Origin of the sequence: Mesorhizobium sp. 2RAF45, assembly GCF_052115225.1 — a bacterium.
GTDB classification, from domain to species: Bacteria; Pseudomonadota; Alphaproteobacteria; order Rhizobiales; family Rhizobiaceae; genus Mesorhizobium; species Mesorhizobium jarvisii.
On sequence record NZ_JBFRGG010000004.1, the window covers coordinates 213,925 to 239,394 of the forward strand.

A 25,470-nucleotide genomic window follows, 5' to 3' on the forward strand; every position below is an offset into this window, starting at 1 on the left:
GTGGATCGTGGAAAAACTCAGCGTGAAACCGCTTCGTTGGTGTAGCGTTCCCAGCCCTTGGGGCCGAGATGCTCCTGCGGCATGAAGCGCATCTTATAATTCATCTTGCGCGAGCCGTTGACCCAGTAGCCGAGGTAGACATGGGGCAGGCCCATCGCCCTGGCGCGGGCGATGTGATCGAGGATCATGAACGTGCCGAGCGAACGCTCCTCGAAATCGGGATTGAAGTAGGAATAGACCATCGATAGGCCGTCGGCCATTTTGTCGGTGAGCGCCACCGCGATGAGTTCACCCTGACCCTTGCCGGTGATGAAGGTGTCGGGCCCACGTCGCCGGTATTCGATCACCTTGGTGTCGACATGGGTATCCTCGACCATCATGGCATAGTCGAGCACCGTCATGTCGGACATGCCGCCGCGACGGTGGCGGGCATCGAGATAGCTGCGGAACAGCGAATATTGTTCGGTCGACGGCTCGGCATTGTGCATGGCGCCGACGAGGTCGGAATTGTGCTGCAGCACGCGCTTCATGTTGCGGCTGGCGGTGAATTCCTGGGCAAGGATGCGTACGGAAACGCAGGCGCGGCAGGTCTCGCAGGCCGGCCGGTAGGCGATGTTCTGCGAGCGCCGGAAGCCGCCTTGCGTCAAGAGGTCGTTCATCTCCGACGCCTTGTCGCCAACCAGATGCGTGAACACCTTGCGCTCGAACTGGCCGTCGAGATAGGGGCACGGCGACGGCGCTGTCAGGAAGAACTGCGGCGACTGGGTCGGATGCTGCGTCATTTAAGTCTTGGAAACACTCCTTCGAGTCGCTCTACCTTTGGCGCGGAAAGCGAAAAATTCAACAGGATTGTGAAGATGCGGGCATGCGAACGCCTTCACATTTGCGCCGACAAGGCGGAAGCGCTCCCGAAAACGCCTTCAGCGGCCGGTGCGGCTGACCACCGTGCCGAGCAAAAGGTCGTGCAGCGTGCGCTTGCGGTCGGAGAACAAGGTTACCAGCAAAACCAGCGGCGACAGGATGACGTTGCCCGCCCAGAACAGCACGGAATGGACGACCGCGGTCAGCCCGTCGATCGGCCGCCCGTCGAGACGATCGAGGCGGATACCCATCATCTTCATGCCCGTGGTCGCCTGGTCGGCGCTGCCCAGCGTGTTCCAGATGTAGAGAATGGCGACGGCCGGCACGAGGACGCCGAACAGCATCCAGCCGAGACCGAGGGTCAAAAGCCCGAGGAAAAACACCAGTATGGCAAAAGGAATGGTGAGCAGGGCGACGATGATGTAGTCGACCACGAAGGCCAGCATGCGCCGTGTGCGCACGCCTTCATAGGCCCTGACATCGTCAAGCCGGGTGTTGATGATTTCGCCGTCGAGAACGCGCGCGTTCATGTCATTTCCTCGTAACAGGGCCCGACATAGGGTGCGGGCCGCTCGTAAATGAAATGGTAAAGGCCTGTGTCGGAATCAAGGTCGGGGTTCTCGCCCGGGCGCAAGGCAAGAGCGACGCGAGACACAATCCGAATCGGTTGAATTTGCCGTGCGGATAGCATTAGCTTGCTGCGGCGCAACAAAAGCGCTCAAGGGCAGAGGGACGGGGCACTATGGACTATGACATGCTGGTCATCGGCAGCGGCCCCTCCGGCCGCCGCGCCGCGGTGCAGTCGGCCAAGCTCGGCAAATCGGTGCTGGTGGTCGACCGCGGCCGGCGTCTTGGCGGCGTCTCCGTGCACACCGGCACGATTCCCTCGAAGACGCTGCGCGAAACCGTGCTCAATCTCTCAGGCTGGCGCGAGCGCGGTTTTTATGGACGCGGCTATCGGGTCAAGCAGGACATTTCCGTCGGCGACCTCATCGAGCGCCTGCACAAGACGCTCGACCACGAGGTTGAGGTGCTACAGCACCAGTTCATGCGCAACACCGTCAAGAGCGCACGCGCCTCGGTAAAATTTCTCGGCCCCAACAAGGTCAGCCTGACATCGGACAATGGCGACTACAGCGAAGTCGGATTCGCCAATGCGCTGATCGCGGTCGGCACCAGGCCGCACCGGCCGTGCGATGTGCCTTTCGACAAGACCCGCATCTTCGACAGCGACGAGATGCTGGAACTCGACCGCCTGCCGCGCACGCTGACGGTTATCGGAGGCGGTGTCATTGGCGTCGAATACGCCACGATCTTTTCCGCGCTCGACGTGCCGGTGACGCTGGTCGAGCCGCGCAATTCCATCCTCGATTTCGTCGACCGCGAGATCGTCGACGATTTCATCCACCAGATGCGCGATCGCGGCATGACGATAAGGCTTGGCAGCGCGGTGAAGGAAATCCGCTCCAAGCCCGAGGCGGCCGAGGTGGAACTGGCCGATGGCCGCACCATCCGCTCGGAGGTCGTGCTCTACGCTGCTGGCCGCACCGGCAATGTCGGCAGCCTGGGTCTCGACGTGGTCGGCATCGAGGCCGACTCCCGGGGCCGCATCAAGGTCGATCCGCAGACCTTCCAGACCAGCGTCCCCAACATCTACGCCGCCGGCGACGTCATCGGCTTTCCGAGCCTCGCCTCGACCTCGATGGAGCAGGGCCGGGTGGCCGCCTGCCACGCTTTCGGCGTGACCCTGCCGCCGCCGCCGGAAACGTTCCCCTATGGCATCTATGCGGTGCCGGAGATCTCGACCGTCGGTCAGTCCGAGGAACAGGTGCGTGAAAGCGGGGCCGCCTATGAGGTCGGCGTCGCGCGTTTCCGCGAGACCTCGCGCGGCCACATCATGGGCGTCAACACCGGCTTCCTCAAGCTGTTGTTCTCGATCGAAACGCGCCGCCTGCTCGGCGCGCACATCGTCGGCGAGGGCGCCACCGAACTCATCCATATCGGCCAGGCCGTCATCAATCTCGGCGGCACCGTCGACTTCTTCGTCAACAACACCTTCAACTATCCGACGCTGGCGGAAGCCTACAAGATCGCCGGGCTTGATGCCTGGAACAGGATGGGGCGGTAGGCTCCGCGCTCCTGTCGATTGCCGGAGCGCAGGGGCACGGGTCGCGGCCTGTGATTGGGCCTACGCCACGGCAGCCGGCCCTACCAACCATTGCCTGACGATGGCGGCGTCCGGATCGCCGATTTCATGGCCCGAGGGGATGATCCGGGCGTCGATCTCGGCGCCGTGCCGGCTGAGCAGTGTCACCAGCGCCGGCGCGAAGGGCCCGTAGGTCTCGTCGGCGGCACCGGCGATGATCAGCGACCGTATGCCGGCGAGATCGGCCGCCGGCACGTGGTCGAGCACCGGCATAGGCCTCAGCAGTACAGCCCTGCGGACGATGCCCGGATGAAGCAGCATCAGGCTGGAAACCAGATTGGCGCCGTTCGAATAGCCGAGAAAAGTTGCGTGGTCGAGATTAAGCCCATGGCGCTTGGCGGCCTGGTTTGTGAATGCCGCGAAAGCCGCCGTTTCGGCAAGGATGCTCTTCTGTTCGAAGCGCGTCGGGTCTATCCGCTCGAACCAGCGGAAACCGTCTTCCTGGGGGATGCGGCCTCGCGCCGCGACCAGCGTGGCGGTGGGCGCGATTCGTCTTGCCAGCGGCACCAAAGTGGTCTCGTCGACACCCGACCCATGCAGCAGGAACAGGCACTGACGGCTGTCTCTGCCAGCGCCCAGGAGGCGGTAGGCAAAGGCCATATCCGTGACCAGGGGGGCGTTTTCGATGCCGTCGCCGATCATCCCTCATCCTCTTGATTATATGAGGTTCCGCTCAATTTGCCGGCTTCAAAACGCAATATTTTCATGCTCCGCGAAAGTTGATTGAACCGGGCGCATTCCGGCCCGTTTATGCGCCGATATACTCCGCGTGGGAGGAATCGAAGCGGTGCGCCGGGGGTCGCATTGCTGGACATGAACAACCAGCTTTGAGGCCTTTTGTCGATGACTACCCCTGTTTTGTCGGATCGCAATTTGCGTATCCCTGAACGCGATACGCGTATCTCGGATCGCGATACGCGTATCGATGTGCTGCGCGCGCTGGCCCTGATCATCATTTTCATCGACCATGTGCCCGGCACGGCTTTCGAAACCCTGACCTACAAGAATTTCGGTTTCTCGGACGCGGCGGAGGCTTTCGTGCTGATTTCCGGCATCTCGGTCGCGCTTGCCTACGGCACGAAGTTCCGGCCGGGTGACCGGCTTCTGGCCACGTTGAAGATGTGGCGGCGCGCAGGCGTGCTCTACGTCGCCCACATCGTAACAACGATGGTGGTGATCGGTTTGTTCTGCGCCGTGGCGGTGTTCACCAGGCGCCCGGAGCTGCTGAAGCTGATCAATATCGAACCATTGATGAAAAACACGCCGGAAGTGCTGGTCGGCATCGTCACGCTCGGCCATCAGCTTGGCTACAACAACATCCTGCCGGTCTATGCCGCGCTGCTTTTGATGGCTCCGGCCTTCGTCCTGCTCATCAGCTACCGGCCTGCCGCGGCACTTGCCGCGTCCGGTGCGCTGTGGCTGATTGCCGGCATCTGGCAGATCGCTCCGCCCAACTATCCCGAACCCGGCTTCTGGTTCCTGAACCCGCTGTCCTGGCAGTTCCTGTTCAATATCGGCCTTGCCGCCATGCTGCATGTCAGGCGCGGCGGCGTCATTCCGGTCAACCGCTGGCTGGTCGGCGCGGCCGCGGCCTATGTGGCGACGGCGCTGGTCTGGGTGCACAGCCCACTTTGGGGGCAGATAACGTGGTTCAAGCTTCCCGTGGTGATCGGTGGCTTCGACAAGACCTTCCTGTCGCTGCCGCGGCTGTTGCATATACTGGCGGTCAGCTACCTCATCGTCGCCTTGCCGGCACTGTCGAACCTGTTCCGCACCAGCCACGACCATCCACTGGCGATACTGGGAAAACGCTCGCTGCCGGTCTTCATCGCCGGCACGGTGATCGCCATGGTCGCGCAGGTGATGAAACTGATCAATCCGGGCGGGCTTGCCTATGACACCCTGCTGCTTTCGGCCGGCATCGCCATGCAGTTCGCGCTCGCCTTCTATCTCGAATGGCTGTCGACCATCGGCGGCTCGGGCAAGGTCCGCACGTCGCAAAAAGATGTCACGCCGGTGCGTGCGTCTTTCGGCATCTCGGCGGTGGCGAGGGCCAATCGTTGAGTGGCGGGTGGTTCAGCCGCGTGGAGGAGCCGACGAGGCCCTCACGATCAGCTCGACCGGCAGTTGCCTGCGATTTGTCGTGCCGTCGTTTTCCAGGATCGCCTTGACGGCGAGACCGCCGATTTCGGCAATCGGTTGGGCGACGGTGGTCAATGGCGGCTCGGACACCGCAGCTTCCGGAACGCCATCGAACCCGACGATCGAAACATCGTCGGGGACCTTCAGTTTGCGCGCGCTCAGCCATTCGAGCGCCACCAAAGCCATCCTGTCCGACATTGCCAGGATCGCCGTGGGCGGTTCGGCGACGCCGAAGATCGCCTCGAGTGCCGCGATCGTGCTGGTCGCATCGTTGGCGGTCTCGTAGACGGGCACTTTGGATGTGTCGACGCCAACCCGCGACAGCTCCTGGAAATAGCCGGTGAGCCGGTCTCGCGTCCCCGCATAAACCGCGGTCTGCACCTGCTCGGGGGAAACAGGGCCTGTCCTGCCGTCGACAAACTGTAGCGCCAGCACGGCAAAGCGGCGGTGCCCGAGGCCGGTGAGATGGCGCGCCGCCATGGCCGCGCCGGCGACATTGTCGATGCCGATTGTCGCGACCGACCCATCCTCGGAAGCGAGGTCGAGCGCCACGAAAGGCAATTTGCGCTCGCGTGCCAACTGCACCAGGCGTGAACCGCCTTCGATACAAAAGACGATGAAGCCGTCGACTAGGGCGCTCTGGATGTTCCAGGCAAGCTGCTCGTTGTTGGCGGCCGAGACCAGCGAGATGCCGGCGCCTGTCGCGTCGCAAGCCTGCGAGATGCCCGCCATCATGACGCGTGCGAAGGGATCGTCGAAGAAGTAGGAGAGGGGTTCGGCCGTGGCGACGCCAATGGCGTTGACCTTGCCCGCGCGCAACAGGCGGCCCTTGGGGTCCGGTCCGCCATAGCCCATCGCCTCGGCCGCCGCCTTGACCCGTTCGCGGACTTCCTCGCGCACGATCTCGGGGCGGCTGAAGACATTGGATGCGGTGCCGTGCGAAACACCGGCGGCCTTGGCGATGTCGGCCAGCCGGACGGGTCTTCGATTGCCTACGGTGAGTGACGCCATTGTGCGTGCCTCCTGACATGCATTTAGCACGTTCCCGATCTGCATCTAGCACTTTCGTTGGATCGATTCAAATTTTGCTTGACCGAAGATGCATGAAGACCTATGTTTGAATCGATCCAAGTCGCAGATTTTGCTGCTGAATGTCAAGGGGAGGTGCGCCATGCATCCCGTCAATTATCTGTTCGAGGACATCTATCGCAACCACTGGAGCATCGGGCCGGGCGCCAACGGCTCCAGGCTCCGGGGCAGGGCCGGACCATGGATTCGCGACCTTCGCTTCCTTGTAGAGCGCAGGCGAAAATGATCGGCGTTTTTTTGCTCACCGATTGGATCGATTCAATTCCGTGGAGAAAGACCATGCACCCCATCAAACATCTGTTCGAGGACATCTATCGCAACTACTGGGGCATCACGCCGGCCGCGGAGCGGCCGAAGATGCGGCGTCTGACGAAGCCGGCCGCGCGCAATCGCGATCTTTGGCTTCGTACCGAACGTCTCAGGGATTGATGCCTGCGTAGTTGGCCTAGGAACGCGGGCGTACGAGGGCGGAAATCGCTATCCCCAGCCAGCCGGCGATGAGCAGTGTGCCTCCGATCGGCGCCGACATCGGAAACAGTCTCGATCCGAGGAAATCGCGGGCGAGGAGATCGCCCGCGAAAAGCAGGAGCCCGACAAGCAGGACGAGGCTCGCGATGCGCAGGCAGCGATTCGCGCCCATGAGGCCGACGGCGACGAAGACCGGCGCGTGCATCAAGAGGAACGACGCGGCCGTGCCGGTGAAGGCGCCGCCGCGGTGCGCGGCCGCCGCCGACAGCGCCACGCCCGCCGCGCCGACGAGACCGCCGGCAAGCACAAGGAGACGGCTGGCGGTTGGTTCGGCGGAATTCATGTTGGCCAGCTCCCTCTAACGCTCTCAGGACTCACTTGCTTCCAGCGCCATACGCCGTGTGCGCCGCGACTGGACAATCCAGTTGTAGACGGCGCCGCCGGCCATCAGCGCCGATGTCCCGAGGAACACCGCCCGCATGCCGAAATGACCGCCGACGAAGCCGCCGGTCAATGGTCCCGCAACCTGCCCGACATACTGCGCCGAGATCGCCAGGCCAAGCACATTGCCGCCGACGCCGTCTGGGATGTTGTGTCGGATGACGCTGGTGATGCAAGGCAGCAAGCCGCCGAGCGCCAGACCCATCAGGAAGCGCAACCCGATCAGTTGCCAGCCATCGGTGACGAAGGCTTGCGGAATGAGCAGCAGGGCTGAGACGGCCAGCGCTCCGACGACGACGTTCCAGTGGCCGACGCGGTCAGCGAGCTTGCCGAGCCAGGACGCCGACAGGATGGTGCCCAGCGCCGCCGCCGACATCACCACGCCGGCGACCATCGTCACCCGGCTCGGATCCTCGATGAGCTGCTGCACATAGACGGTGATGATCGGCTCGATCGACATGTTGGCGAAGGCCAGCAGCATGCCGGTTATCAGCATGGCCACGACCGGGCGCTTGTCCGGAATCCGTGACCAGCCGCTTTTCGACCTGGCTGCCGATCCCGCCTTTACCGGCTTCAGGCGCGGTGTCTCCTTGATGAGGAAGGTCGTCGCCAGGAAGGCAAGGAAGATGACGCCTCCGGACAGAAGGAAGGTGGCGCGAATGCCGATCACTGGCGGCAGCGTACCGCCAAGCAGGGGGCCGACGAGCGAGCCCGCCGTTATTCCTGCCGACAGCACGCCCAGCGCCCAGCCGGAACGGTCCTTGGGCGTCTGCATGGCCACCAGTATGGTCGACCCCGAGGAATAGCCGCCGGCAAAGCCGATCAGCAGGCGCAGCAGCACCAATTGCCAGACCGTCTCGACCATGCCAGTCAGCGACATGCAGATCGCCATGCCGAAGCTGGCGCGCACCAGCATCACCTTGCGGCCATAGCGATCGCCCAGCCGCCCCCACAATGGCGCGACCAAGGCCGCGGCGAAGAAGGTGGCGCCATAGGCGACGCCGGACCATTGCACGATGGCGGCATGACCCTGCGCGCCGAGCTGTTCCACATAAAGCGGCAGGAAGGGCAACAGCAGGGTCATGGCGATGAGCGTGCTGAACGAGCCAGCGAAACAGACGGCGAGATTGCGCCGCCAGTGGATGTTGTAACCGCTCTGTTGCGTGTCTTCCTGTGTCATGTCCTGCCTGCTCGATATCAGCGCTTGTTGCGGATACCATTTTGGGATACCAAACTGGTATCCGTCATGAACTCCAACCCAGCTGCTGTCAATGCGGCTTCGGAACAAGGAAGCGCTATGTCGCAGATGCAGAATGTCGAACGGCAGTTGCGCGAGATGATCCTGGGGCTCGAGATCGGTCCAGGCGAGAAATTGACCGAGCGTTGGATCGAAGGCCGCTTCGGCGCCTCGCGCACGCCGGTCAGGGCAGCACTTCTGCGGCTGGAGACCGAGGGGCTGGTGGGCAGGGATGGCCGCGGCTGGACGGTATCGCCCATCAACCTTGCCGAGCTCGAGCAGATCGCGGTCTATCGCGAAGCAGTCGAGGTCGCGGCTGTGCGGCTGACATGCATGCATGCCGAAAGCAGCGCCATCGACGTCATCGAGGCGATGCTCGATTCCTGCGACGACAATACGCCGCGCGAGGAGTGGCATCGTGTCGGCATGGATTTTCACATCGAGCTGGCGCGCCTGTCGGGCAACGAATTTCTGTTCAGGGCCGTGCGCGATGCCATGACGCGCCTGTCGCGCGCTCGCTGGCTGGAAGTGCGTGACGAAGCGGCCCTTGGTCGCGCCTGGGCCGAACACCGAGCCATTCTGGCCGCGGCACGCCTTGGCGATGCCGATCAGGCAGCCCGCCTGCTTTCTGCCCACATCGTCGGCAGCCGCGACCGGCTTGTGACGTCGCTCGCCAACGACCGACGCGGCCTTCGCGCCAGGGGATTTGCCGTCGTGGCTGCTTAGCACCGCTATAGGGCAGGGCGCTCGCCGGTAAAAACAGGCGACGCCTCACGCCAAGCCCACTTTCGGCCTCGCTTCACGGACGCCGATGGCGTAAGAGCGGCGATGGAAAACAACCGATTTGAAACACCCGTGACCGTCAAGTCCGTCACGGCGGGAAGCACTCAGCTCTTGCGAACGGCCCGCGAGGCATCCGAATACCTCCTCAACAGCTGGCCCGGCAAGCGCAGTCCCAAGCATCGCGCGGCGCTGCAGGCCTGCCACGATGCGCTGGCCGGCGACAAGCCGGCCATGAACGCGCGGCGTGCCTTTATCGCCGCGGCGCGCGAAGTGGACGTTTTTGTCAGCGACAAGGCTCCTGCCTGACGCAGAGCCATTGGCTGGATTGAGGCAAGGCCCGCATATGCGGGCCTTTTGCCGTCATTCCGCCGTTTCGTTTTCGATCTCTGCCTCGGGCTTGGAACGTTCGCGCGCGGCAACCTTGGCCGCCAGCTTTTCGGCCTTCTTCGCCGCCTTCTGCCGGTCGCGTTCCTTGCGTTCCTGATCGTAGTTTGGTGCTCGCGCCATATCGGCTCCTTTTGACCTGCCTTGCGGCTCTGATCCTGCCTAGGAGCATTAGCCGTCAAACACAACAGCTGAAACGACAGTGCGCGTGCACGGCCCCGGAGATCCGTGGGGGCTTGCCAGATCGGCGCCATAATGATGTAGGAAACGCGGGGCGCCAGCGTATTTGAGAGCTGCCCGTTTGTTTTGACCAAGTGAATCATGGCCACAATTGCGCGGACGTCGGCACGGGTTTTCTACTATGCGCGAAACGTCGTGCGCGATGTCATTCCACAAGCCCTGTTCCGCCGCAGGCTGGCTGCTCGCCTCGAACAGGCCATGCTTTCCGACGAGGCGGCGCGGCGGCGGCTGAATGACTACAACAAGCTGCAGGATGGTTTCGCGCCAAGCGCCAATGCGGTGCGCATCAGCAAACTGCCCTTCACGCCTACCATGTACTATTACGACCTGAAGGAATTCGCCCGCTATTTCGATCCCGGATTGCTCATCGACGTCGAATTCGGCGACGTCAGGGACGTACCGAAGGTGCCGACGATCGTCAAGGATCGGCCGATCCGTGATGACGACCAGAACGCGGTCATCATGAAGCTCGACAAGTTCCGCCACTTCCAGATGCCGGCTGACGCCATCTCGTTCGCCGACAAGTTGCCTATGGTGGTCTGGCGTGGTGATCTCAACAATCCGATCAGGACACGGTTTCTGCAAGCGGTGCGCGACCTGCCATTCTGCGATGCCGGCTCGCACAAGCCGAACGCACCGGCCGAATACGCCAAGCCCTTTCTCAGCATCAGCCAGCACCAGCGCTACCGCTACATCGTCTCGCTGGAGGGCAATGACGTGGCGACCAACCTCAAATGGATCTTGAACTCGAAGTCGCTTTGCCTGATGCCGCCACCGACATACGAGACATGGTTTGCGGAGCGGCAGCTCGAGGCCAATGTCCACTATGTGCCGCTCGATCCGGATTTTGCCGATCTCAGCGAAAAGGTGCGCTATTTCGAACGGCATCCGGCGCAGGCCGAGCGCATCATCGCCGCAGCCAACGCCTATTGCCGGAAATTCTCCAATGAGCGGGACGAGCAGGCGATCTCCCTGCTCGTGCTCTACAAATATTTCGTGCTCAGCGGCCAGATCGAACCCGATCCCGAACTGTGGCGCTTCATCCAGGGCTAGCGCCTCCGCCTGGTGGTCAGATCACGCTACGGTCGAGAACCATGTCGGCGGGGCCGAAGCGATCCTTTGCCGTCAGTTGCTGGTGCCAATAGGGGTAGAGCACGGGCGGCCGGCTGACCGCGTCGAGGCGCTGGCGTTCCTCAGGGCTGAGCGCCAGGCTTGCGGCAGCGAGATTGTCCTTGAGCTGGGCATCGTTGCGGGCGCCGATCACCAGCGAGGAGACGGCGGGGCGGCCGAGCAGCCAGGCCAGCGCCACCTGAGCGGCCGATACGCCGCGAGCCTTGCCGATCTCGACCAGCACATCGACGATCCGCCAGAGCCGGTCCTCGTCGCGGATCGGCGGCTCGGACCAGCCAGCGAGTTGCCGTGCGGTCGGGCTGTCGCGGTGGTATTTGCCGGACAGCAGGCCGCCGGCGAGCGGGCTCCAGACCAGCGCGCCCAGTCCCTGGTCGACCGAGATCGGCAGCAGTTCATATTCCGCCTCTCGCGCCTCCAGCGTGTAGTGGATTTGCTGGGTGACGAAGCGCTGCTGGTGGCGGCTGTCGCTGATCGAGAGCGCCTTCGTCACCTGCCAGCCGGACCAGTTGGAGCAGCCTATATAGCGCACCTTGCCCTGGTTGACCAAAGTGTCGAGCGCCGCGACCGTTTCCTCGACCGGGGTAAGCCCGTCCCACTGGTGGACGAAATGGATGTCGATGACGTCGGTCCTCAGCCGCTTCAGGCTCTTCTCGCATTCGCGGATCAGATGGTGGCGCGACAGGCCTTCGTCGTTCGGTCCGCTGCCGATCCGCATGCGCGCCTTGGAGGCGATGAGCACGTCGTTCCTGCGCTTGCCGCCGAGCGCTTCGCCGATGATCTCCTCCGACAGGCCGTTCGAATAGACATTGGCGGTGTCGATGAGGTTGATGCCGGCGTCGATGCACATGTCGATCATGCGCCTGGCTTCGGCAAGATCGCTGTTGCCGACCGCGGCGAAAGGCCCGGTGCCGCCGAAGGTCATGGTGCCCAAAGTCAGTGTCGAAACCTTAAGGCCCGAACGGCCAAGGGTGCGGTATTCCATGTCAGTCCTCGCGATTGTGTTGAATGGCGGCGGGGCCAAGGGGGAGCCCGGAATGCGACCGTGGATTTGTAGGACAATTCGGGCGGCTTGTCGCCATGCCATGGCGATGGATCGATTGGACATGGTAGACACCCCGGCTGTCGCTATCGCGCCCGGGCTGCAATAAAACCGTCACTGCCGGTCTATATTGAAGTCGGCTCAGGTGTTCCCTTTCCAGGTCGCCAGCCAGCAATTTGGGCGCCGTACGGGAACCGACAGGGCTTGCAAGCGGAGCAGTGCAAATGACTGAGCTAAGACAGAATTCTCCCGCCAAGGACTGGCTCGAAGCCGAGCTCGCCGACACGCTCGACGAAGACTATGAGCTCGAAATGTCGGAGCCGGCGCTGTCGATGGAGATCGCCAAGATCTACAAGAACGCGCATCCGCCTTCGATCGACCGCATGCAATATTTTCGCGACCTGATCACGCTGCAGTCCGAATTGATCAAGCTGCAGTCCTGGGTCGCCTACCACAAGAAGAAGCTGGTGGTGATTTTCGAGGGCCGTGACTCCGCCGGCAAGGGCGGCGTCATCAAGCGCATAACCCAGCGGCTCAACCCGCGCATCTGCCGTGTCGTGGCGCTGCCGGCGCCGACCGAACGCGAGAAGTCGCAATGGTACTTCCAGCGCTATGTTCCGCATCTGCCGGCGGGCGGCGAGATCGTGCTGTTCGACCGCTCCTGGTACAACCGCTCCGGTGTCGAGCGAGTGATGGGCTTTGCCGATGCCGGCCAGGTTGAGGAATTTTTCCGCGACGTCCCCGAATTCGAGCGGATGCTGGTGCGCTCGGGCATCACCGTGGTCAAATACTGGTTCTCGATCACCGACGAGGAGCAGCAGATGCGCTTCCTGATGCGCATCCATGACCCGATGAAGCAGTGGAAACTGTCGCCGATGGATCTGCAATCGCGCGTGCGCTGGGAGCAGTACACCAAGGCCAAGGAAGAGACCTTCGCCCGCACCAATATTCCCGAGGCGCCCTGGTTCATCGTCGAGGGCAATGACAAGAAGCGGGCGCGGCTGAACTGCATCGATCATCTGCTCAAGCAGATGCCGTATGAAGAGGTCCCGCACGAGGAGATCACGCTGCCGGAACGCGTCTTCAATCCCGAATACGAGCGCCAGACGCTGCCGCGTGAGCTTTACGTGCCGGAGAAGTATTGAGCGCCTTTTCATTCTCCCCGTGTCACGGGAAGGTGAGGAGTGGTCTGCGCAGCAGACGAAAAGCCAACTGTTTGGCTTTTCGAACAACGAACGCCGAAGGGCGGCGCTGGCGTTGATGAATTTATTGCCATCGGACGCTCTAACCTCCAAACGTCGGCGCCGCCACTCATTGCCCTGCCGGGCATTTCTCCCCGTGGAACGGGGAGAAAGTGGCTAACCCCGCTTGATCACCACATGCGTGGCAAGCGCCGTCGCCACCTGCTCGGTGCATTGATAGCCGAGCTTCAACATATCCAGGCCGGCGAAGAGGTGCTCGCCCTTGCCAAGCAGCACCGGCGAGATTGCCAGATGCATCTCGTCGATCAAGCTCTCCTGCAGATATTGCCGGATGGTGGCGACGCCGCCACCGATCCGCACATCCTTGCCGCCAGCCGCCGCCTTCGCCTGCTCGAGCGCCGAATGGATGCCGTCGGTCACAAAATAAAAGGTCGTCCCGCCTTCCATCGTGATGGGTGCCCGCGCGTGGTGCGTCAGCACGAAAGTCGGCACGTGGTAGGGAGGGTTGTCGCCCCACCAGCCTTTCCAGTTGTCGTCAGGCCATTCGCCGCGGATCGGCCCGAACATGTTGCGGCCGAGAATCCAAGCGCTGACATTTTCGAAACTGCGCTCCGCGAACCCATCGTTTACATCGGCGGTGCCGCCATCTTTTCCGAGCACCATCTTGCGGAAGGTGCGGGTGTCGACAAACCACTTGTGCAAGGATTCCCCGCCGATGCCGAGCGGATTTTGCAGATCTTGAGCGGGACCGGCGCCATAGCCGTCGAGCGATAGGGTGAATGCGTTGACACGCAGCTTGGACATGAAAGCCTCCTCGATAACCAGTTGTATTTTGCAATCGGTTGTTGTTTAGCAAACCGGTTGCGAATTGCAAGCGCTATTTTCTAAGGCGAAAAGACACATACCCGGATCTCGCCGCCAAGCGGTGTCCCTATTGTTTCGTGATGATCGGTTCGGATGACAACCGGCCGTTGGGACGGCCGCCGATCGCCCAACCATGAAAAGGATCAGAAGCATCCTCTGGAGGCGTCCGCCATACCTTCGGGCGAGGTGCGGCTGCCGGCCGCCTCCGGCCGTGCGGCTATCATGCCGCGGCTGCCGGTTTTTGTCTGCTGGAATTCGAAAGAACCGCCGACCGGTCGAAAGACTGGTGACGTCTACTGAAAGGCTTTGCCGGGGAGGCCGGTCTACCCCTTCAGCATTTCGGCCACTTCGGGCGCGAAATAGGTCAGGATGCCGTCGCAGCCGGCGCGCTTGAAGGCGAGCAGCGATTCCAGCATCGCCTTCTCGCCGTCGATCCAGCCATTGGCGCCCGCCGCCTTGATCATCGAATATTCGCCCGACACCTGGTAGGCGAAGGTCGGCATCTGGAACTCGTCCTTCAGCCGGCGGATGATGTCGAGATAGGGCAGGCCGGGCTTGACCATCAGCATGTCGGCGCCCTCGGCAATGTCCTGTTCGGCCTCGCGCACCGCCTCGTCCGAATTGGCGTGGTCGATATAATAGGTCTTCTTGTCGCCCTTGAGCAGGCCGGCGGTGCCGACCGCCTCGCGATAGGGGCCGTAGAAGGCCGAGGCGAACTTCGTCGCATAGGACATGATCGCGACGTCCTGAAAGCCGTTGGCATCGAGCGCGTCGCGGATGGCGCCGATGCGGCCGTCCATCATGTCGGATGGCGCGATGATGTCGGCGCCGGCCGCTGCCTGGATGACGGCCGCCGCCGCGACCTGTTCGACCGTTTCGTCGTTGACGATGATGCCGTCGCGCAGGATGCCGTCATGGCCGTGGCTAGTGAACGGGTCGAGCGCGGCGTCGGTGATGATGCCGATCCCGGGCACCGCGTCCTTGATCGCACGGGTGGCGCGGTTGATGATGTTTTCCGGATCGAGAATGTGCGAGCCGGTCTGGTCGCGCAGGGCCAGTTCGACATTGGGGAAGGTGGCGAGTGCCGGAATGCCGAGCTTGGCCGCGCGTTCGGCCTCCTTGACGGCAAGATCGACCGACAGGCGGAAGACACCCGGCATGGCGGCGATCGGCTCGCGTACGTTCCTGCCCTCGACAACGAAGATCGGCCAGATCAGGTCGTCGACCGAAAGCCGGTTCTCCTGTACCAGGCGGCGCGACCAGTCGGCCTTGCGCATGCGGCGCAGACGGCGGCTGCCGGTCACGTCGTCGACGCTACGCGCGCCGGCTGGCTTTGTCGGGGTGAATTTGTTCATGGCCAATACTCCGGATCAGCGGGTTTTACCACGAGCCCTTGCCGCTGACCAATGCGACACGATTGTGCCAGGCCGAAGTCGCCAATCTCCGCCTTGTAGGCAGATGCTCGGCAAAGCAGAGATGGGCGCGTCCCGCCATATCTATCCGGTCAGGGCTGGCCATTACCCGAAAGAATCTGCGCAGCGCCTCCGATTGCCACGCGGAACGCCTCGTCGAAGCTGACGCCACGCACCTGCCAGCGATAGGTCTTGCCGTGATCGGCGAGGCGCCAATCGGCGATCCAGCCGAGATCCTTGTCGCTCCAGACGATGCTGCCGGCGAGCGCTTGCGCGCCACCGGCCTGTTTGGCCAGCAGATCCAGCCTTGCCATGTCGTCGGTGCGCAGCCCTTTTTCGTCCAGCTCGGCCAGCTGTACCGCCTTCGGAAATACGACATGCATCAATAGCGGATCGGTGGCATTGACGAAAGACTCGCGCATCGTCTTGCCACGCTCTTCCTCGGCGCTGAGCGCGAAATGCCTCGCGCCCTGTTCGACGGTGAGAAAGACGGCGAGCGTTGGCCGCTCGCCAAGCCAGGGCTTGCTGCCGAGCTGCGCGAGCAGCTTGTCGACCGTGGTGGGCTTGTAGAGACAGGTCAGATCATGCGGCCGGTCATGCGTGCCTTGCTCGTCATGGATCGGAATGCCCTCCAGCCGGTCGTGGTAGCGGAAGGCGTCGACAAAATCGCCGGCCTTGTCGCGCAGAGCCGCCATTTCGGGTTTCTCCAGCAGGCGTTGATCGCCTGAAACCCTGACCAGGACCCGGTCCAGGCAATCCTTGAAGCCTATCCGGCGGTTCACCTCGCCCTGGCCGGTGACGATGGTCCGAGACTGGTAGAGATCGTCGGTCGTGATGGCGAATGCAGCACGCGGTGCAAAGCCGGTTGTCACAAGTACGACCGTCAAAAGCACGGCACGAAGAAATCCGGGCATGGCCAACTGTTCTCCGACGCCGTCTGCGCGCGATATCGGCGCGTCGCTTGCAACGGCGGCGATCTTCGTAGCATCGGCCGGCGCCAGTCGCCAAGACCACGGTGCACAGGCTGCTGCCATTGACGCACCCATGCGGCGCCTTTAGCACTTCAGTCCCGCAGGCGCGGGGGAGGGATTCTCTGGCGATGGATTTTGATGGAGGCGACGAAATTCGCTTCGAGCGCTCGGGCAGGGCCGGTGTCGTCACGCTGACGCGGCCGCAGGCGCTCAATGCCGTCACCCATCGCATGGTCGGGGCGCTGGGCAAGGCCCTGCATGCCTGGGAGTGCGACGATGGCGTGGACGTCGTCCTGGTCAAGGCCGAGGGCAGGGCGTTTTCGGCCGGAGGCGACATCCTGCACATTTATGAAGCCGGCCGGGCTGGAAAGCCGCCGGTCGAGTTCTTCGCCGACGAGTATAGGCTCAACGCCCACATCAACAGCTTCAAGAAACCCTATGTGGCGCTCATCGACGGCATCGTCATGGGCGGCGGCGTCGGCATTTCCTTTCACGGCTCGCACCGGGTGATGACCGAGAATGCCCAGTTCGCCATGCCGGAGGTCGGCATCGGCTTTTTCCCGGATGTCGGCGCCAGTCATTTGCTGCCCGACCTTGGTGGCTCCTTCGGCATGTACCTGGCCCTGACCGGCAACCGCATCCGCTATGGCGATGCGCTGTGGTCGGGGCTGGCCACCCACACCATCAAGGCCGAGGACCAGGCCAGCTTTCTTGATCGGCTGGTGCTGACCGGCGATCCGGAATCGGTGCTGCGCGGTTTCTTCGTCCCGGCAAAGCGGGAGACCGACAGGGCGGCGCTGGAAGCGATCTCTCGCCATTTCGCTCAGCCGTCGCTGCAGGATGTCATCGACAGTCTTGACCGCGCGGCGGGCACCGACGAATTCGCGGCCAAGACGCTGGCGACGATGCGCACGCGCTCGCCCACCAGCCTTCGCGTCGCCTGGCGGCAGATCAGCGCCGGGCAGACCTTGTCGATGGACGAGTGCATGAAGATGGAGTTCCGCATCCTCAACCGCATGGTTGCAGGCCACGATTTCTACGAAGGCATCCGCGCCGCCATCATCGACAAGGGGTCGAAGCCGCAATGGCGGCCGGCAACGCTCGACGCGGTCGGCGAGGCGGATGTCGAGGCCTATTTCGCCCCGCTCGGCGAACGGGAACTCCTGCTATGAGCGAGGTGACGTCGAGACGCGTCGTGCTGCAGCCCTCGACGGTCGAGGTGATCTTCGCCTGGTTCCAGCGCGTCATCGCCGGCTACTGCCTGCTGTTCGGCATCCTGTACTGGATCAAGCTGATCGGCTTCTATCCCGGCCCGCTGTGGCGCTTCGACCTGATGCCGGTGCATTGGCAGGTGGCGGCGGTGATGCTCGCCGTTTTTTTCCCCTTTGCCGCGGCGGGGTTGTGGATGCTGGCCTCGTGGGGCCCGGTGATCTGGTTCATCTGCGCGGTCACCGAGACCGTCATGTATGCCGGTTTTCCCGAGCTTTTTGGCCATCGGCCGCTGATCGTCGTCTCGCATGCGGCGGTGGCGCTGCTCTACATCGTCTTTCGCGTCGTCATCTGGCTGCAGAAACGCCCCGTCCGGCACTAAGCCATTGAGGCCGTTGACGACTTGGCAAACGACCGGATTGAGCCCTGCGATAAGTGCCTAAGCCTTTAGGTTAATTATCCTTACTCGGGTGACCGTTCGTTAAGCCTCTTCCGAAACCTCTTACCGGTAAGCTCTTGTTAGCCCTAGCGTTTAAGTCGAATTTTATGAGTATTCGATAGTGTCGCGATCAAGGTGAAAAACAAAAAATCACCAGGGCGACAAACGAGAGGCAAAGACAATGATCAATTCGCGTCCGGCGGCGAAGACCGCCAACGTTTCCGACGATCGCCGCGAGGCTATCCGTTCGCTGTACATGGAATCGCTGCAGTTGGTCGAGCGGCTGCACCGCCGTCTGCTTGATGTCATCAAGGACGAATTCGACCGCAATGGCCGTTCCGACATCAATGCCATCCAGGCGCTGCTGCTCTTCAACATCGGCAATTCCGAGCTGACCGCCGGCGAGTTGCGCTCGCGCGGCTACTATCTCGGCTCGAACGTCTCCTACAATCTGAAGAAGCTGGTCGATCTCGGCTTCATCAACCACCAGCGCTCGCGCATCGACCGCCGTTCGGTCCGCGTTTCGCTGACCCCGAAGGGCAATGAGGTGGCCGACGTCGTCGCCGGTCTCTACGAGCGCCATGTCGGCTCGATCGAGCAGGTTGGCGGCATCAACACGGACGAGTTCAAGCAGATGAACCGCGCCTTGCAGCGGCTCGACCGCTTCTGGAACGATACCATCGCCTACCGGATGTAAGCCATCCACGAACGGCAGCCGTGCCGCAGAAGCACGGCCCGAACAGCGACCTTCAGTCAGGGGCCGGTGCCGAAAGCACCGGCCCTTTTTCTGATCATGGACAGCCGGCCAGCAGTTGGCGTGGCCGTCGCTTGACCGATGCAGCACTTGGAGCCGTGAGCGGCGAGTTCCGCCGCGCACTTTGCTTTCGCCTCCACAATGCTAGTGTCGCCGTACAAGGGGGCATGATGGGTCGGAGCAGCTGTTGCAAAATCTGTTCGGTTGCCGCGGTGCTCTTGGCGGCACCGGCGATGGCTTTCGCGCAGGAATGGTGGAAAGATTCCTTCGCCATCGAAGGCAGCAGCCCCTGCGAGAACAATGATTCCAGGGTAACCTTCACCGACAAATCGGTGGACATGTGGGAAGTTGGGTGCACCCTCGACAGGGTCCAGAAGCTCAGGGGCCTGGACGCCGTCATCCTGGACATGACCTGCTCGGATGATGAGCAGAGTGTCGAGAAGCGACGCGCGCTGTTGCTCAAGCTCGATGACAACAAGATATTGCGGTATCCCGAGTACCAGGTGCTGCAACGGTGTTCGGAACTGGAAGCCAAGACCAACCCAGGGCCCTAGCCGTCTGCGCGGATGAAACGCCTCGGTTCCTGCCCTTGGCGCCCCGGCCCTGACAATGCGCGACAGGGCGGCTTCGATACCGAAAAACCACGCCCCTTTCATTTCGCCATGCCGGGCGGCGCAAATTGCGGGCCAAGGCCACGTTGCCGCCATATTCCAATGGGACCGAGGATGCCGGTGAAGCTGCGGTCAAGACCATGTGTTCACCTGGAACCGGACGGTGCGTCACGCGTTTGTGGCCGAACCGATGCGGACATGGTTGGCTAATTGTTAAGATTGCCAACTTTAGAGTGCGGGCAAAATCGCCCCTGATCGAATGCTACAAGAATGTCTGGAACGTCCATGAGAACCAGCCGCCGCTTTTTCCTTTCCGGAGCCTCGTTGCTCGCCGCCACCATGGTGGCCGGCCGCGCGAGCGCGCAGGACGTGATCGGGGATATCCTGAAATCCTCGGCCCGCGGCAATTGGGACGACCAGTTCGATGCCCGCGCCAGCGAAGGCGGCAAGGTGGCCTCGACACTGCCGATCTTCAGCACGCAGACCGTTGCGTTTACCGAGCAGGCGGTCGCGCAGTATCAGAACATTGTCGGGCAGGGCGGCTGGGTAGAGGTTCCCGCGACCAAGAAACTGGAACTCGGCGTCGATGACCCGGATGTCGTCCCGCTGCGCAAGCGGCTCATCGTCTCTGGCGACCTGTCGCAGAGCGCCGGCATTTCGACGGCCTTCGATTCCTATGTCGACTCGGCCGTCAAGCGCTTCCAACTGCGCCATGGCTTGCCGGCTGACGGTTCCATGGGCAAATACACCTATGCGGCGATGAATGTTTCGGCGCAGGTCCGGCTTGGCCAGCTGCAGACCAATTTGCAGCGGCTGAAGGAGAAGGCCGGCACGCTCGGCAGCCGCTATGTACTGGTCGACATTCCGGCCGCACAGATCGAAGCCGTCGAGAATGACCGTGTCGTGCTCCGCCACACCGCTATCGTCGGCAAGATCGATCGCCAGACGCCGATCGTCAATTCCAAGATCAACGAGATCATCGTCAACCCATACTGGAACGCGCCGGTCTCGATCGTGCGCAAGGACATCATTCCGCTGATGCGGAAGGATCCCAACTATCTGAAGAACAGCCATATCCGCCTGTTCGCGCCGGATGGCAGCGAAGTCGATCCGATGAATGTCGACTGGTCGACGGATGATGCGGCCAAGTACCGGTTCCGCCAGGATCCCGGTTCGGAAAACGCCATGGCGTCGGTCAAGATCAACTTCCCGAGCCCGGACGGCGTCTACATGCACGACACGCCGCAGCAGAGCCTGTTCGGCAAGATGATGCGCTTCGATTCCTCGGGCTGCGTGCGCGTCCAGAACGTGCGCGATCTCGTCACCTGGATCCTGCGCGACACGCCCGGCTGGGACCGTCAGCATTTCGAGGCGGCGATCAAGACCGGCCAGAACACGCCGATCCAGGTCACCAACCCGGTGCCGGTGCACTTCCTCTATCTCTCGGCCTGGTCGACCGGACCCGGCGTCGTCCAGTTCCGCGACGACGTCTACGCTTTGGACGGCGCCAGCGAACTGCAGATTACCTCTTCGCTCTAAAAGACTGATAATTCTGACGAAAGGCCGCCCGAATGGGCGGCCTTTTGTTTGCGGGATCGTTAGATCAGTTGCTGGTTGACCAGCCGCGCCACCGCCTTTTGATGCCGGCCATACGGTCTGCTGCCCCATCGGTCACTGCCGTCCCGGCGCTGTCTGGACGCGAGACCGGCGATTGCGCATGGTTCGTTAAACAGCCGGAATCGCGCCATGCAAGCCGCCATCTTCGTCCTCGTCGTGTTGGTCTTCGTTGCCGTTTCAGGCGCGCTGGTGCGGCTGGTGCGGGTGCCGCTGCCGGTCCTGCAGATCGCCATAGGTGCTGCCCTTGCCTGGCCGGTGCGCGGCATCCATGTCGAGATCGATCCGGAACTGTTCCTACTGGTGTTCATTCCGCCGCTGCTCTTCAGCGATGCTTTCGGCGCGCCCAAGCGCGAGCTGATGGCACTGCGCGGGCCGATACTCGACCTTGCCATCGGCCTCGTCTTCTTCACCATTGTCGGTTTCGGCTATGCCTTGCACTGGCTCGTGCCGAGCATTCCGCTGGTCGTTGCCTTCGCGCTCGCGGCCGTGCTGTCGCCGACCGATGCGGTGGCCGTCTCCTCGATCGTCGACAGGAACGTCGTCCCGGCGCGGCTGATGCACATTCTGGAAGGCGAGTCCCTGCTCAACGATGCGTCGGGCCTGGTCATGTTCCGCTTTGCCGTCGCGGCGGCATTGACCGGCAGTTTTTCCTTTGCCGCCGCTTCGCTGAGTTTTGTCTACGCCGTGGCGGTCGGTATCCTCGTTGGCGTGGCGGCCTTGTTCGTCGCCGCCAAGGCGCTGCAACTGTTGAACCGCATAGGCGGCGTGCCGGCCGAGGCGCAGGTGCTGATCACCATTCTGCTGCCCTTCGTCGCCTATCTCGGCGCCGAGCATTTCGGGGCCTCGGGCATCCTGGCCGCGGTGACCGCCGGTCTCTTGACCGGGAGCACCGGGATATTCCGCTTTCTCGGCGTCTCGGCGCGCATGCAGACGATCTCGCTCTGGACAACGTTTTCCTTCGTCTTCAACGGCGCGCTGTTCATCGTGCTTGGCCTGCAGCTTCCCGAAATCATTCGCAAGGTGCCGCCCGAACTGTCCAGCCGCCATTGGCTTCTGGAGCCGGTCCTGACGGTTCTGCTGCTGACCCTTTGCCTGATCGCGCTCCGCTTCGTCTGGATCTGGATTGGCGACATCACAGCGGGTTTTGCGGCGCGGCTCGGCAAGCGGCAGGCCGAACCGTTCGGCCTGCGGGTGCGGCTCGCCGGATCGGTTGCGGGCGTGCGCGGCGCCATCACGCTGGCCGGCATATTGTCGCTGCCGCTGGCCCTCCAGGACGGTTCGCCATTCCCCGCGCGCGACCTGGTCATCTTCCTCGCCGCCGGCGTCATCATCTGTTCCTTGGTCATCGCCAGCCTGGCGTTGCCGGTGATCGCGCGCGGCCTGGTCGAGCCCGGCGAAGACGCCGGCGCCGCCGAGGAACGCATGGCGCGTGTCGGCGCGGCGAAGGCGGCGATCGCCCACCTCGAAAGCATCGCGCAGACCGATGAAGAGGACGGCGATGTGCCAGGCCTCAAGCTCGCTGCCGCCAACGGCATTGTCGCTGCCTACCGGCGCCGCATCGCGGCGTCCGACGAGGCCGATGAGGCGCGCGCCGAGGTGCGCGAGGCGGGAAGGCTGGAGATCGATCTGAGGCTCGCCGGCATCGCCGCCGAGCGTGACGCCTTGCGCGCCATGCTTCGCCGCGGCGAGATCAACGACCACACAGCGCGGGCGCTGTTCACCGAGATCACCCTGACAGAAGCCCTTTTGAACGGCAGGCAGACACGGAAATAGCACCGGCGGTGCTCAGCGGCCGCGGATTTGCAGTCTCTGCCGCAAACCGGCCAGCAAATTTCGCGCCGCAAACGTGGCGGGTCGAAAACAACTGTGTTAATGGCGCGGCAATGCGTGTCGCCCAAAAGTGTGCAGCGGTTTTGGGGCAACGATAAGCATAAGCAAATTGCCCCGAACCGGAGGATTTCAGGCCATGGCAACAGCAGCGGCAGCGTCGAACAAATTCGAATCCTTCTTCGAAACCACGCTGGAAGACGCCGATCCGGAGATTTTCGGCGCCATCCGTAACGAGCTTGGCCGCCAGCGTCATGAGATCGAGCTGATCGCCTCGGAAAACATCGTTTCCCGTGCGGTGCTCGAGGCGCAGGGGTCGATCATGACCAACAAATACGCCGAGGGCTATCCGGGTAAGCGCTACTATGGCGGCTGCCAGTTCGTCGACGTGGCCGAGGAACTGGCCATCGAGCGGGCGAAGAAGCTGTTCGGCTGCAATTTCGCCAACGTCCAGCCGAACTCCGGCAGCCAGATGAACCAGGCGGTGTTCCTGGCGCTGCTGCAGCCCGGCGACACCTTCATGGGCCTCGACCTCAATTCCGGTGGCCATCTCACCCACGGCTCGCCGGTCAACATGAGCGGCAAGTGGTTCAAGGTTGTCTCCTACGGCGTGCGCAAGGAAGACCATCTGCTCGACATGGACGCGATCGAGAAGACCGCGCATGAGACCAAGCCGAAGCTGATCCTGGCTGGCGGCACCGCCTATTCGCGCATCTGGGACTGGAAGCGCTTTCGCGAGATCGCGGATGCGGTCGGCGCGTATCTGATGGTCGACATGGCGCATATTGCGGGCCTGGTCGCCGGCGGCGTGCATCCCTCGCCATTGCCGCACGCCCATGTGGTGACGACCACCACGCACAAGTCGCTGCGCGGCCCGCGCGGCGGCATGATCCTGTGCAACGACGAAGACATCGCCAAGAAGATGAACTCGGCGGTGTTCCCCGGCCTGCAGGGCGGCCCGCTGATGCATGTCATCGCCGCCAAGGCGGTGGCCTTCGGCGAGGCGTTGAAGCCGAGCTTCAAGGTCTATGCCGAGAGTGTGGCCGCCAACGCCAAGGCGCTGGCTTCGAGCCTCAAGGAGACGGGCCTCGACATCGTCTCCGGCGGCACCGACAACCATCTGATGCTGGTCGATTTGCGCCCCAAGAACGCCACCGGCAAGCGCGCCGAGGCAGCCCTTGGCCGCGCCAACATCACATGCAACAAGAACGGCATTCCCTTCGACCCGGAAAAGCCCTTCGTCACCTCGGGCGTGCGTCTCGGCACCCCGGCCGGCACCACGCGCGGCTTCGGCCAGGCCGAATTCCGCGAGATCGGCAAGCTGATCGCCGAAGTGCTGGATGGTCTCAAGGTCGCCAATTCGGACGAGGGCAATGCCGCGGTCGAGGCGGCGGTCAAGGCCAAGGTCGTGGCGCTGACCGATCGGTTTCCGCTCTATCCCTATCTCGGCTGACATCCTTATCGATTGACCAGGCGCGAAGCGTCATCTTTTATCCGCCGGCGGTGCGCCACCACTGATCGGGTGGCGCATGGAACTGGAGAAACGATGATGCGTAATTTTCGTATCGCCTTGCTCGGCGCTGTGGGATGGCTGGCCGTCTATGGACTTGCTTCGGCGCAGACACAGCCCGCTCCGGACATGCCTGTCACAAGCACCTTCGGCCGATGGACAACCATGGTCGATACACTCGATACCGGCCAGGATGCGCACAAGACCTGCGCGGCTTCGACGGCGTTCTACGATGCGAGCGGCAATTCGGGTACGCTGACCTTGTCGATCTCGACCGGCGATGCGCTGCCGCCTAATGCCTATCCGGCCATCATGCTTACCGTCGACAACAAGCAACTGCCGACCGGCAAGAAGATCGCGGCGACGTTCGGCGATCCCGGGGTCAAGGTTTCGGCAACGGTCTATTCCAACGATGCCGGCATCGGCCGTCCGAGCTGGACGGTCGACAATCAGGCCAAGACCAGTCTCGCGCTACTGCGAGCCATGCGTCAGGTCGTCTCGCTCGACGTGACTTTCGGCAAGCAGGCCTTCGCCAGCATCCCTATGGACGGCTTCACCAAGGCCTACCGCAACGTCGGGACGTCCTGCGGCTTCCCGACCAAGGACGTCGCGCCGTGACGGCCTGGTCGCGGTAGGGACCGCGGATGGACATCGTCTGGAAGGGTGTGGTCGGCGGGCTGGTGACGGCGCTGATCGTCTGGGCGTCCAAACGGGGCAATGTCCTGCCAGGTATCCTGCCGCTGGCGCCGACCTTTGCCGTCATTGCCTTGCTCGCCGTCGGCGCCAAAGGCGATCCGGGCGGTTTTCGCGATGCCTGCCTTGCCGGAATGAAGACAATTCCCGCCTATCTTGCCTTCCTCGGCGCCTGCTGGTTGTTCATAGACAAGGTCGACTATCGCCTGGCTGTTGCCGGCGGCATCGCCGTCTGGCTGGTTGCCGCGCTGGCAATCTTCCTCGCGCCTCGCTATCTCTGATGCTGCAGTCCGTTGAAGAGACGCAACGGCTTCAATCCCGGTCGGAAAGGCTCTAAGCC

At 62.8% G+C, this 25,470-nt stretch carries 27 protein-coding genes; 16 read left to right on the plus strand and 11 right to left on the minus strand.

Features of this window, described 5'->3' with window-relative positions; translation table 11 throughout:
- Nucleotides 1–17 precede the first annotated feature (17 nt).
- Both AB4Z43_RS13970 and AB4Z43_RS13975 read right to left on the minus strand, forming a co-directional pair.
- Nucleotides 18–782 carry an arginyltransferase gene (locus AB4Z43_RS13970; RefSeq protein WP_019857587.1) on the minus strand — a complete coding sequence of 255 codons (765 nt, stop codon included), beginning with the start codon at nt 780–782 and terminating at the stop codon, nt 18–20.
- Between the two features lie 138 nt (nt 783–920).
- A complete protein-coding gene (locus tag AB4Z43_RS13975) occupies nt 921–1,391 on the minus strand; it encodes an RDD family protein (RefSeq protein WP_019857588.1) in 471 nt (156 codons plus the stop codon).
- Nucleotides 1,392–1,603: 212 nt separating this feature from the next.
- Here AB4Z43_RS13975 and sthA point away from each other — a divergent pair, with 212 nt between their 5' ends.
- Nucleotides 1,604–2,989: a Si-specific NAD(P)(+) transhydrogenase gene (gene sthA, locus AB4Z43_RS13980; RefSeq protein ID WP_441937948.1), complete on the plus strand. Its 1,386-nt coding sequence runs from the start codon at nt 1,604–1,606 to the stop codon at nt 2,987–2,989.
- Nucleotides 2,990–3,049: 60 nt separating this feature from the next.
- Here sthA and AB4Z43_RS13985 read toward each other — a convergent pair whose 3' ends face one another.
- The gene (locus tag AB4Z43_RS13985; protein ID WP_441937950.1) at nt 3,050–3,709 is read right to left on the minus strand and encodes an alpha/beta hydrolase; all 660 of its coding nucleotides are present in this window, start codon (nt 3,707–3,709) and stop codon (nt 3,050–3,052) included.
- Nucleotides 3,710–3,910: 201 nt separating this feature from the next.
- On the opposite strand from AB4Z43_RS13985, the gene AB4Z43_RS13990 reads away from it, so the two are divergent.
- Nucleotides 3,911–5,131, plus strand: a complete 1,221-nt coding sequence (locus tag AB4Z43_RS13990; RefSeq protein ID WP_027046732.1) for an OpgC family protein — start codon at nt 3,911–3,913, stop codon at nt 5,129–5,131.
- A 12-nt stretch (nt 5,132–5,143) separates the two neighbouring features.
- Here the strand turns inward: AB4Z43_RS13990 and AB4Z43_RS13995 are convergent, their stop codons facing one another.
- The gene (locus tag AB4Z43_RS13995) at nt 5,144–6,220 is read right to left on the minus strand and encodes a LacI family DNA-binding transcriptional regulator (protein WP_441937953.1); all 1,077 of its coding nucleotides are present in this window, start codon (nt 6,218–6,220) and stop codon (nt 5,144–5,146) included.
- A gap of 357 nt (nt 6,221–6,577) precedes the next feature.
- Between AB4Z43_RS13995 and AB4Z43_RS14000 the strand changes: the two genes are divergently transcribed.
- A complete protein-coding gene (locus AB4Z43_RS14000; protein WP_019857594.1) occupies nt 6,578–6,727 on the plus strand; it encodes a hypothetical protein in 150 nt (49 codons plus the stop codon).
- A 16-nt stretch (nt 6,728–6,743) separates the two neighbouring features.
- On the opposite strand, the gene AB4Z43_RS14005 is transcribed toward AB4Z43_RS14000, so the two are convergent.
- Nucleotides 6,744–7,109 (minus strand): DUF423 domain-containing protein, encoded by a 366-nt coding sequence (locus tag AB4Z43_RS14005; protein WP_240565095.1) that lies wholly within the window; start codon nt 7,107–7,109, stop codon nt 6,744–6,746.
- 24 nt (nt 7,110–7,133) lie between these two features.
- Nucleotides 7,134–8,387, minus strand: a complete 1,254-nt coding sequence (locus AB4Z43_RS14010) for a multidrug efflux MFS transporter (RefSeq protein WP_441937955.1) — start codon at nt 8,385–8,387, stop codon at nt 7,134–7,136.
- Nucleotides 8,388–8,504: 117 nt separating this feature from the next.
- Between AB4Z43_RS14010 and AB4Z43_RS14015 the strand changes: the two genes are divergently transcribed.
- Both AB4Z43_RS14015 and AB4Z43_RS14020 read left to right on the plus strand, forming a co-directional pair.
- On the plus strand, nt 8,505–9,170 hold the full coding sequence (locus AB4Z43_RS14015) for a GntR family transcriptional regulator (RefSeq protein WP_019857597.1): 666 nt from the start codon (nt 8,505–8,507) through the stop codon (nt 9,168–9,170).
- A gap of 102 nt (nt 9,171–9,272) precedes the next feature.
- Entirely contained in the window at nt 9,273–9,533 is a 261-nt protein-coding gene (locus AB4Z43_RS14020) for a DUF982 domain-containing protein (protein ID WP_010915577.1), read from the plus strand.
- Between the two features lie 54 nt (nt 9,534–9,587).
- Here AB4Z43_RS14020 and AB4Z43_RS14025 read toward each other — a convergent pair whose 3' ends face one another.
- Nucleotides 9,588–9,734 carry a hypothetical protein gene (locus tag AB4Z43_RS14025; protein ID WP_019857598.1) on the minus strand — a complete coding sequence of 49 codons (147 nt, stop codon included), beginning with the start codon at nt 9,732–9,734 and terminating at the stop codon, nt 9,588–9,590.
- Nucleotides 9,735–9,932: 198 nt separating this feature from the next.
- Here AB4Z43_RS14025 and AB4Z43_RS14030 point away from each other — a divergent pair, with 198 nt between their 5' ends.
- Nucleotides 9,933–10,904, plus strand: a complete 972-nt coding sequence (locus AB4Z43_RS14030) for a glycosyl transferase family 90 (RefSeq protein ID WP_038646238.1) — start codon at nt 9,933–9,935, stop codon at nt 10,902–10,904.
- Between the two features lie 16 nt (nt 10,905–10,920).
- Here AB4Z43_RS14030 and AB4Z43_RS14035 read toward each other — a convergent pair whose 3' ends face one another.
- Nucleotides 10,921–11,964, minus strand: a complete 1,044-nt coding sequence (locus AB4Z43_RS14035) for an aldo/keto reductase (RefSeq protein WP_441937959.1) — start codon at nt 11,962–11,964, stop codon at nt 10,921–10,923.
- A gap of 281 nt (nt 11,965–12,245) precedes the next feature.
- Here AB4Z43_RS14035 and ppk2 point away from each other — a divergent pair, with 281 nt between their 5' ends.
- Nucleotides 12,246–13,166: a polyphosphate kinase 2 gene (gene ppk2 / locus AB4Z43_RS14040; protein ID WP_044550210.1), complete on the plus strand. Its 921-nt coding sequence runs from the start codon at nt 12,246–12,248 to the stop codon at nt 13,164–13,166.
- Between the two features lie 213 nt (nt 13,167–13,379).
- Here the strand turns inward: ppk2 and AB4Z43_RS14045 are convergent, their stop codons facing one another.
- From AB4Z43_RS14045 to AB4Z43_RS14055, 3 genes are all read right to left on the minus strand, one after another.
- Complete coding sequence (locus AB4Z43_RS14045) at nt 13,380–14,027, minus strand: dihydrofolate reductase family protein (RefSeq protein WP_441937961.1); 648 nt, start codon at nt 14,025–14,027, stop codon at nt 13,380–13,382.
- 383 nt (nt 14,028–14,410) lie between these two features.
- Nucleotides 14,411–15,442 (minus strand): porphobilinogen synthase, encoded by a 1,032-nt coding sequence (hemB, locus tag AB4Z43_RS14050; protein ID WP_019857603.1) that lies wholly within the window; start codon nt 15,440–15,442, stop codon nt 14,411–14,413.
- A gap of 149 nt (nt 15,443–15,591) precedes the next feature.
- Complete coding sequence (locus AB4Z43_RS14055) at nt 15,592–16,413, minus strand: DUF2066 domain-containing protein (protein WP_069091938.1); 822 nt, start codon at nt 16,411–16,413, stop codon at nt 15,592–15,594.
- A 185-nt stretch (nt 16,414–16,598) separates the two neighbouring features.
- Here AB4Z43_RS14055 and AB4Z43_RS14060 point away from each other — a divergent pair, with 185 nt between their 5' ends.
- From AB4Z43_RS14060 to AB4Z43_RS14100, 9 genes are all read left to right on the plus strand, one after another.
- Nucleotides 16,599–17,642, plus strand: a complete 1,044-nt coding sequence (locus AB4Z43_RS14060; protein ID WP_019857604.1) for an enoyl-CoA hydratase/isomerase family protein — start codon at nt 16,599–16,601, stop codon at nt 17,640–17,642.
- Nucleotides 17,639–18,061, plus strand: coding sequence for a DUF6163 family protein (locus tag AB4Z43_RS14065; protein WP_019857605.1), 423 nt, complete (start codon nt 17,639–17,641; stop codon nt 18,059–18,061). The genes AB4Z43_RS14060 and AB4Z43_RS14065 overlap by 4 nt, the downstream gene beginning before the upstream one ends.
- A 238-nt stretch (nt 18,062–18,299) precedes the next feature.
- Nucleotides 18,300–18,815, plus strand: a complete 516-nt coding sequence (gene ldtR / locus AB4Z43_RS14070) for a transcriptional regulator LdtR (protein ID WP_013896002.1) — start codon at nt 18,300–18,302, stop codon at nt 18,813–18,815.
- Between the two features lie 290 nt (nt 18,816–19,105).
- Nucleotides 19,106–19,426 carry a hypothetical protein gene (locus AB4Z43_RS14075; RefSeq protein ID WP_196232817.1) on the plus strand — a complete coding sequence of 107 codons (321 nt, stop codon included), beginning with the start codon at nt 19,106–19,108 and terminating at the stop codon, nt 19,424–19,426.
- A 342-nt stretch (nt 19,427–19,768) separates the two neighbouring features.
- Complete coding sequence (locus AB4Z43_RS14080; protein ID WP_027046735.1) at nt 19,769–21,022, plus strand: L,D-transpeptidase family protein; 1,254 nt, start codon at nt 19,769–19,771, stop codon at nt 21,020–21,022.
- Nucleotides 21,023–21,229: 207 nt separating this feature from the next.
- Nucleotides 21,230–22,873, plus strand: coding sequence for a Na+/H+ antiporter (locus AB4Z43_RS14085; protein ID WP_441937966.1), 1,644 nt, complete (start codon nt 21,230–21,232; stop codon nt 22,871–22,873).
- A gap of 193 nt (nt 22,874–23,066) precedes the next feature.
- Nucleotides 23,067–24,380 carry a serine hydroxymethyltransferase gene (glyA, locus tag AB4Z43_RS14090; protein ID WP_019857608.1) on the plus strand — a complete coding sequence of 438 codons (1,314 nt, stop codon included), beginning with the start codon at nt 23,067–23,069 and terminating at the stop codon, nt 24,378–24,380.
- A 96-nt stretch (nt 24,381–24,476) separates the two neighbouring features.
- A complete protein-coding gene (locus AB4Z43_RS14095; protein ID WP_441938225.1) occupies nt 24,477–25,055 on the plus strand; it encodes a hypothetical protein in 579 nt (192 codons plus the stop codon).
- Nucleotides 25,056–25,081: 26 nt separating this feature from the next.
- A complete protein-coding gene (locus AB4Z43_RS14100) occupies nt 25,082–25,411 on the plus strand; it encodes a GlpM family protein (protein ID WP_019857610.1) in 330 nt (109 codons plus the stop codon).
- Nucleotides 25,412–25,470 lie beyond the last annotated feature (59 nt).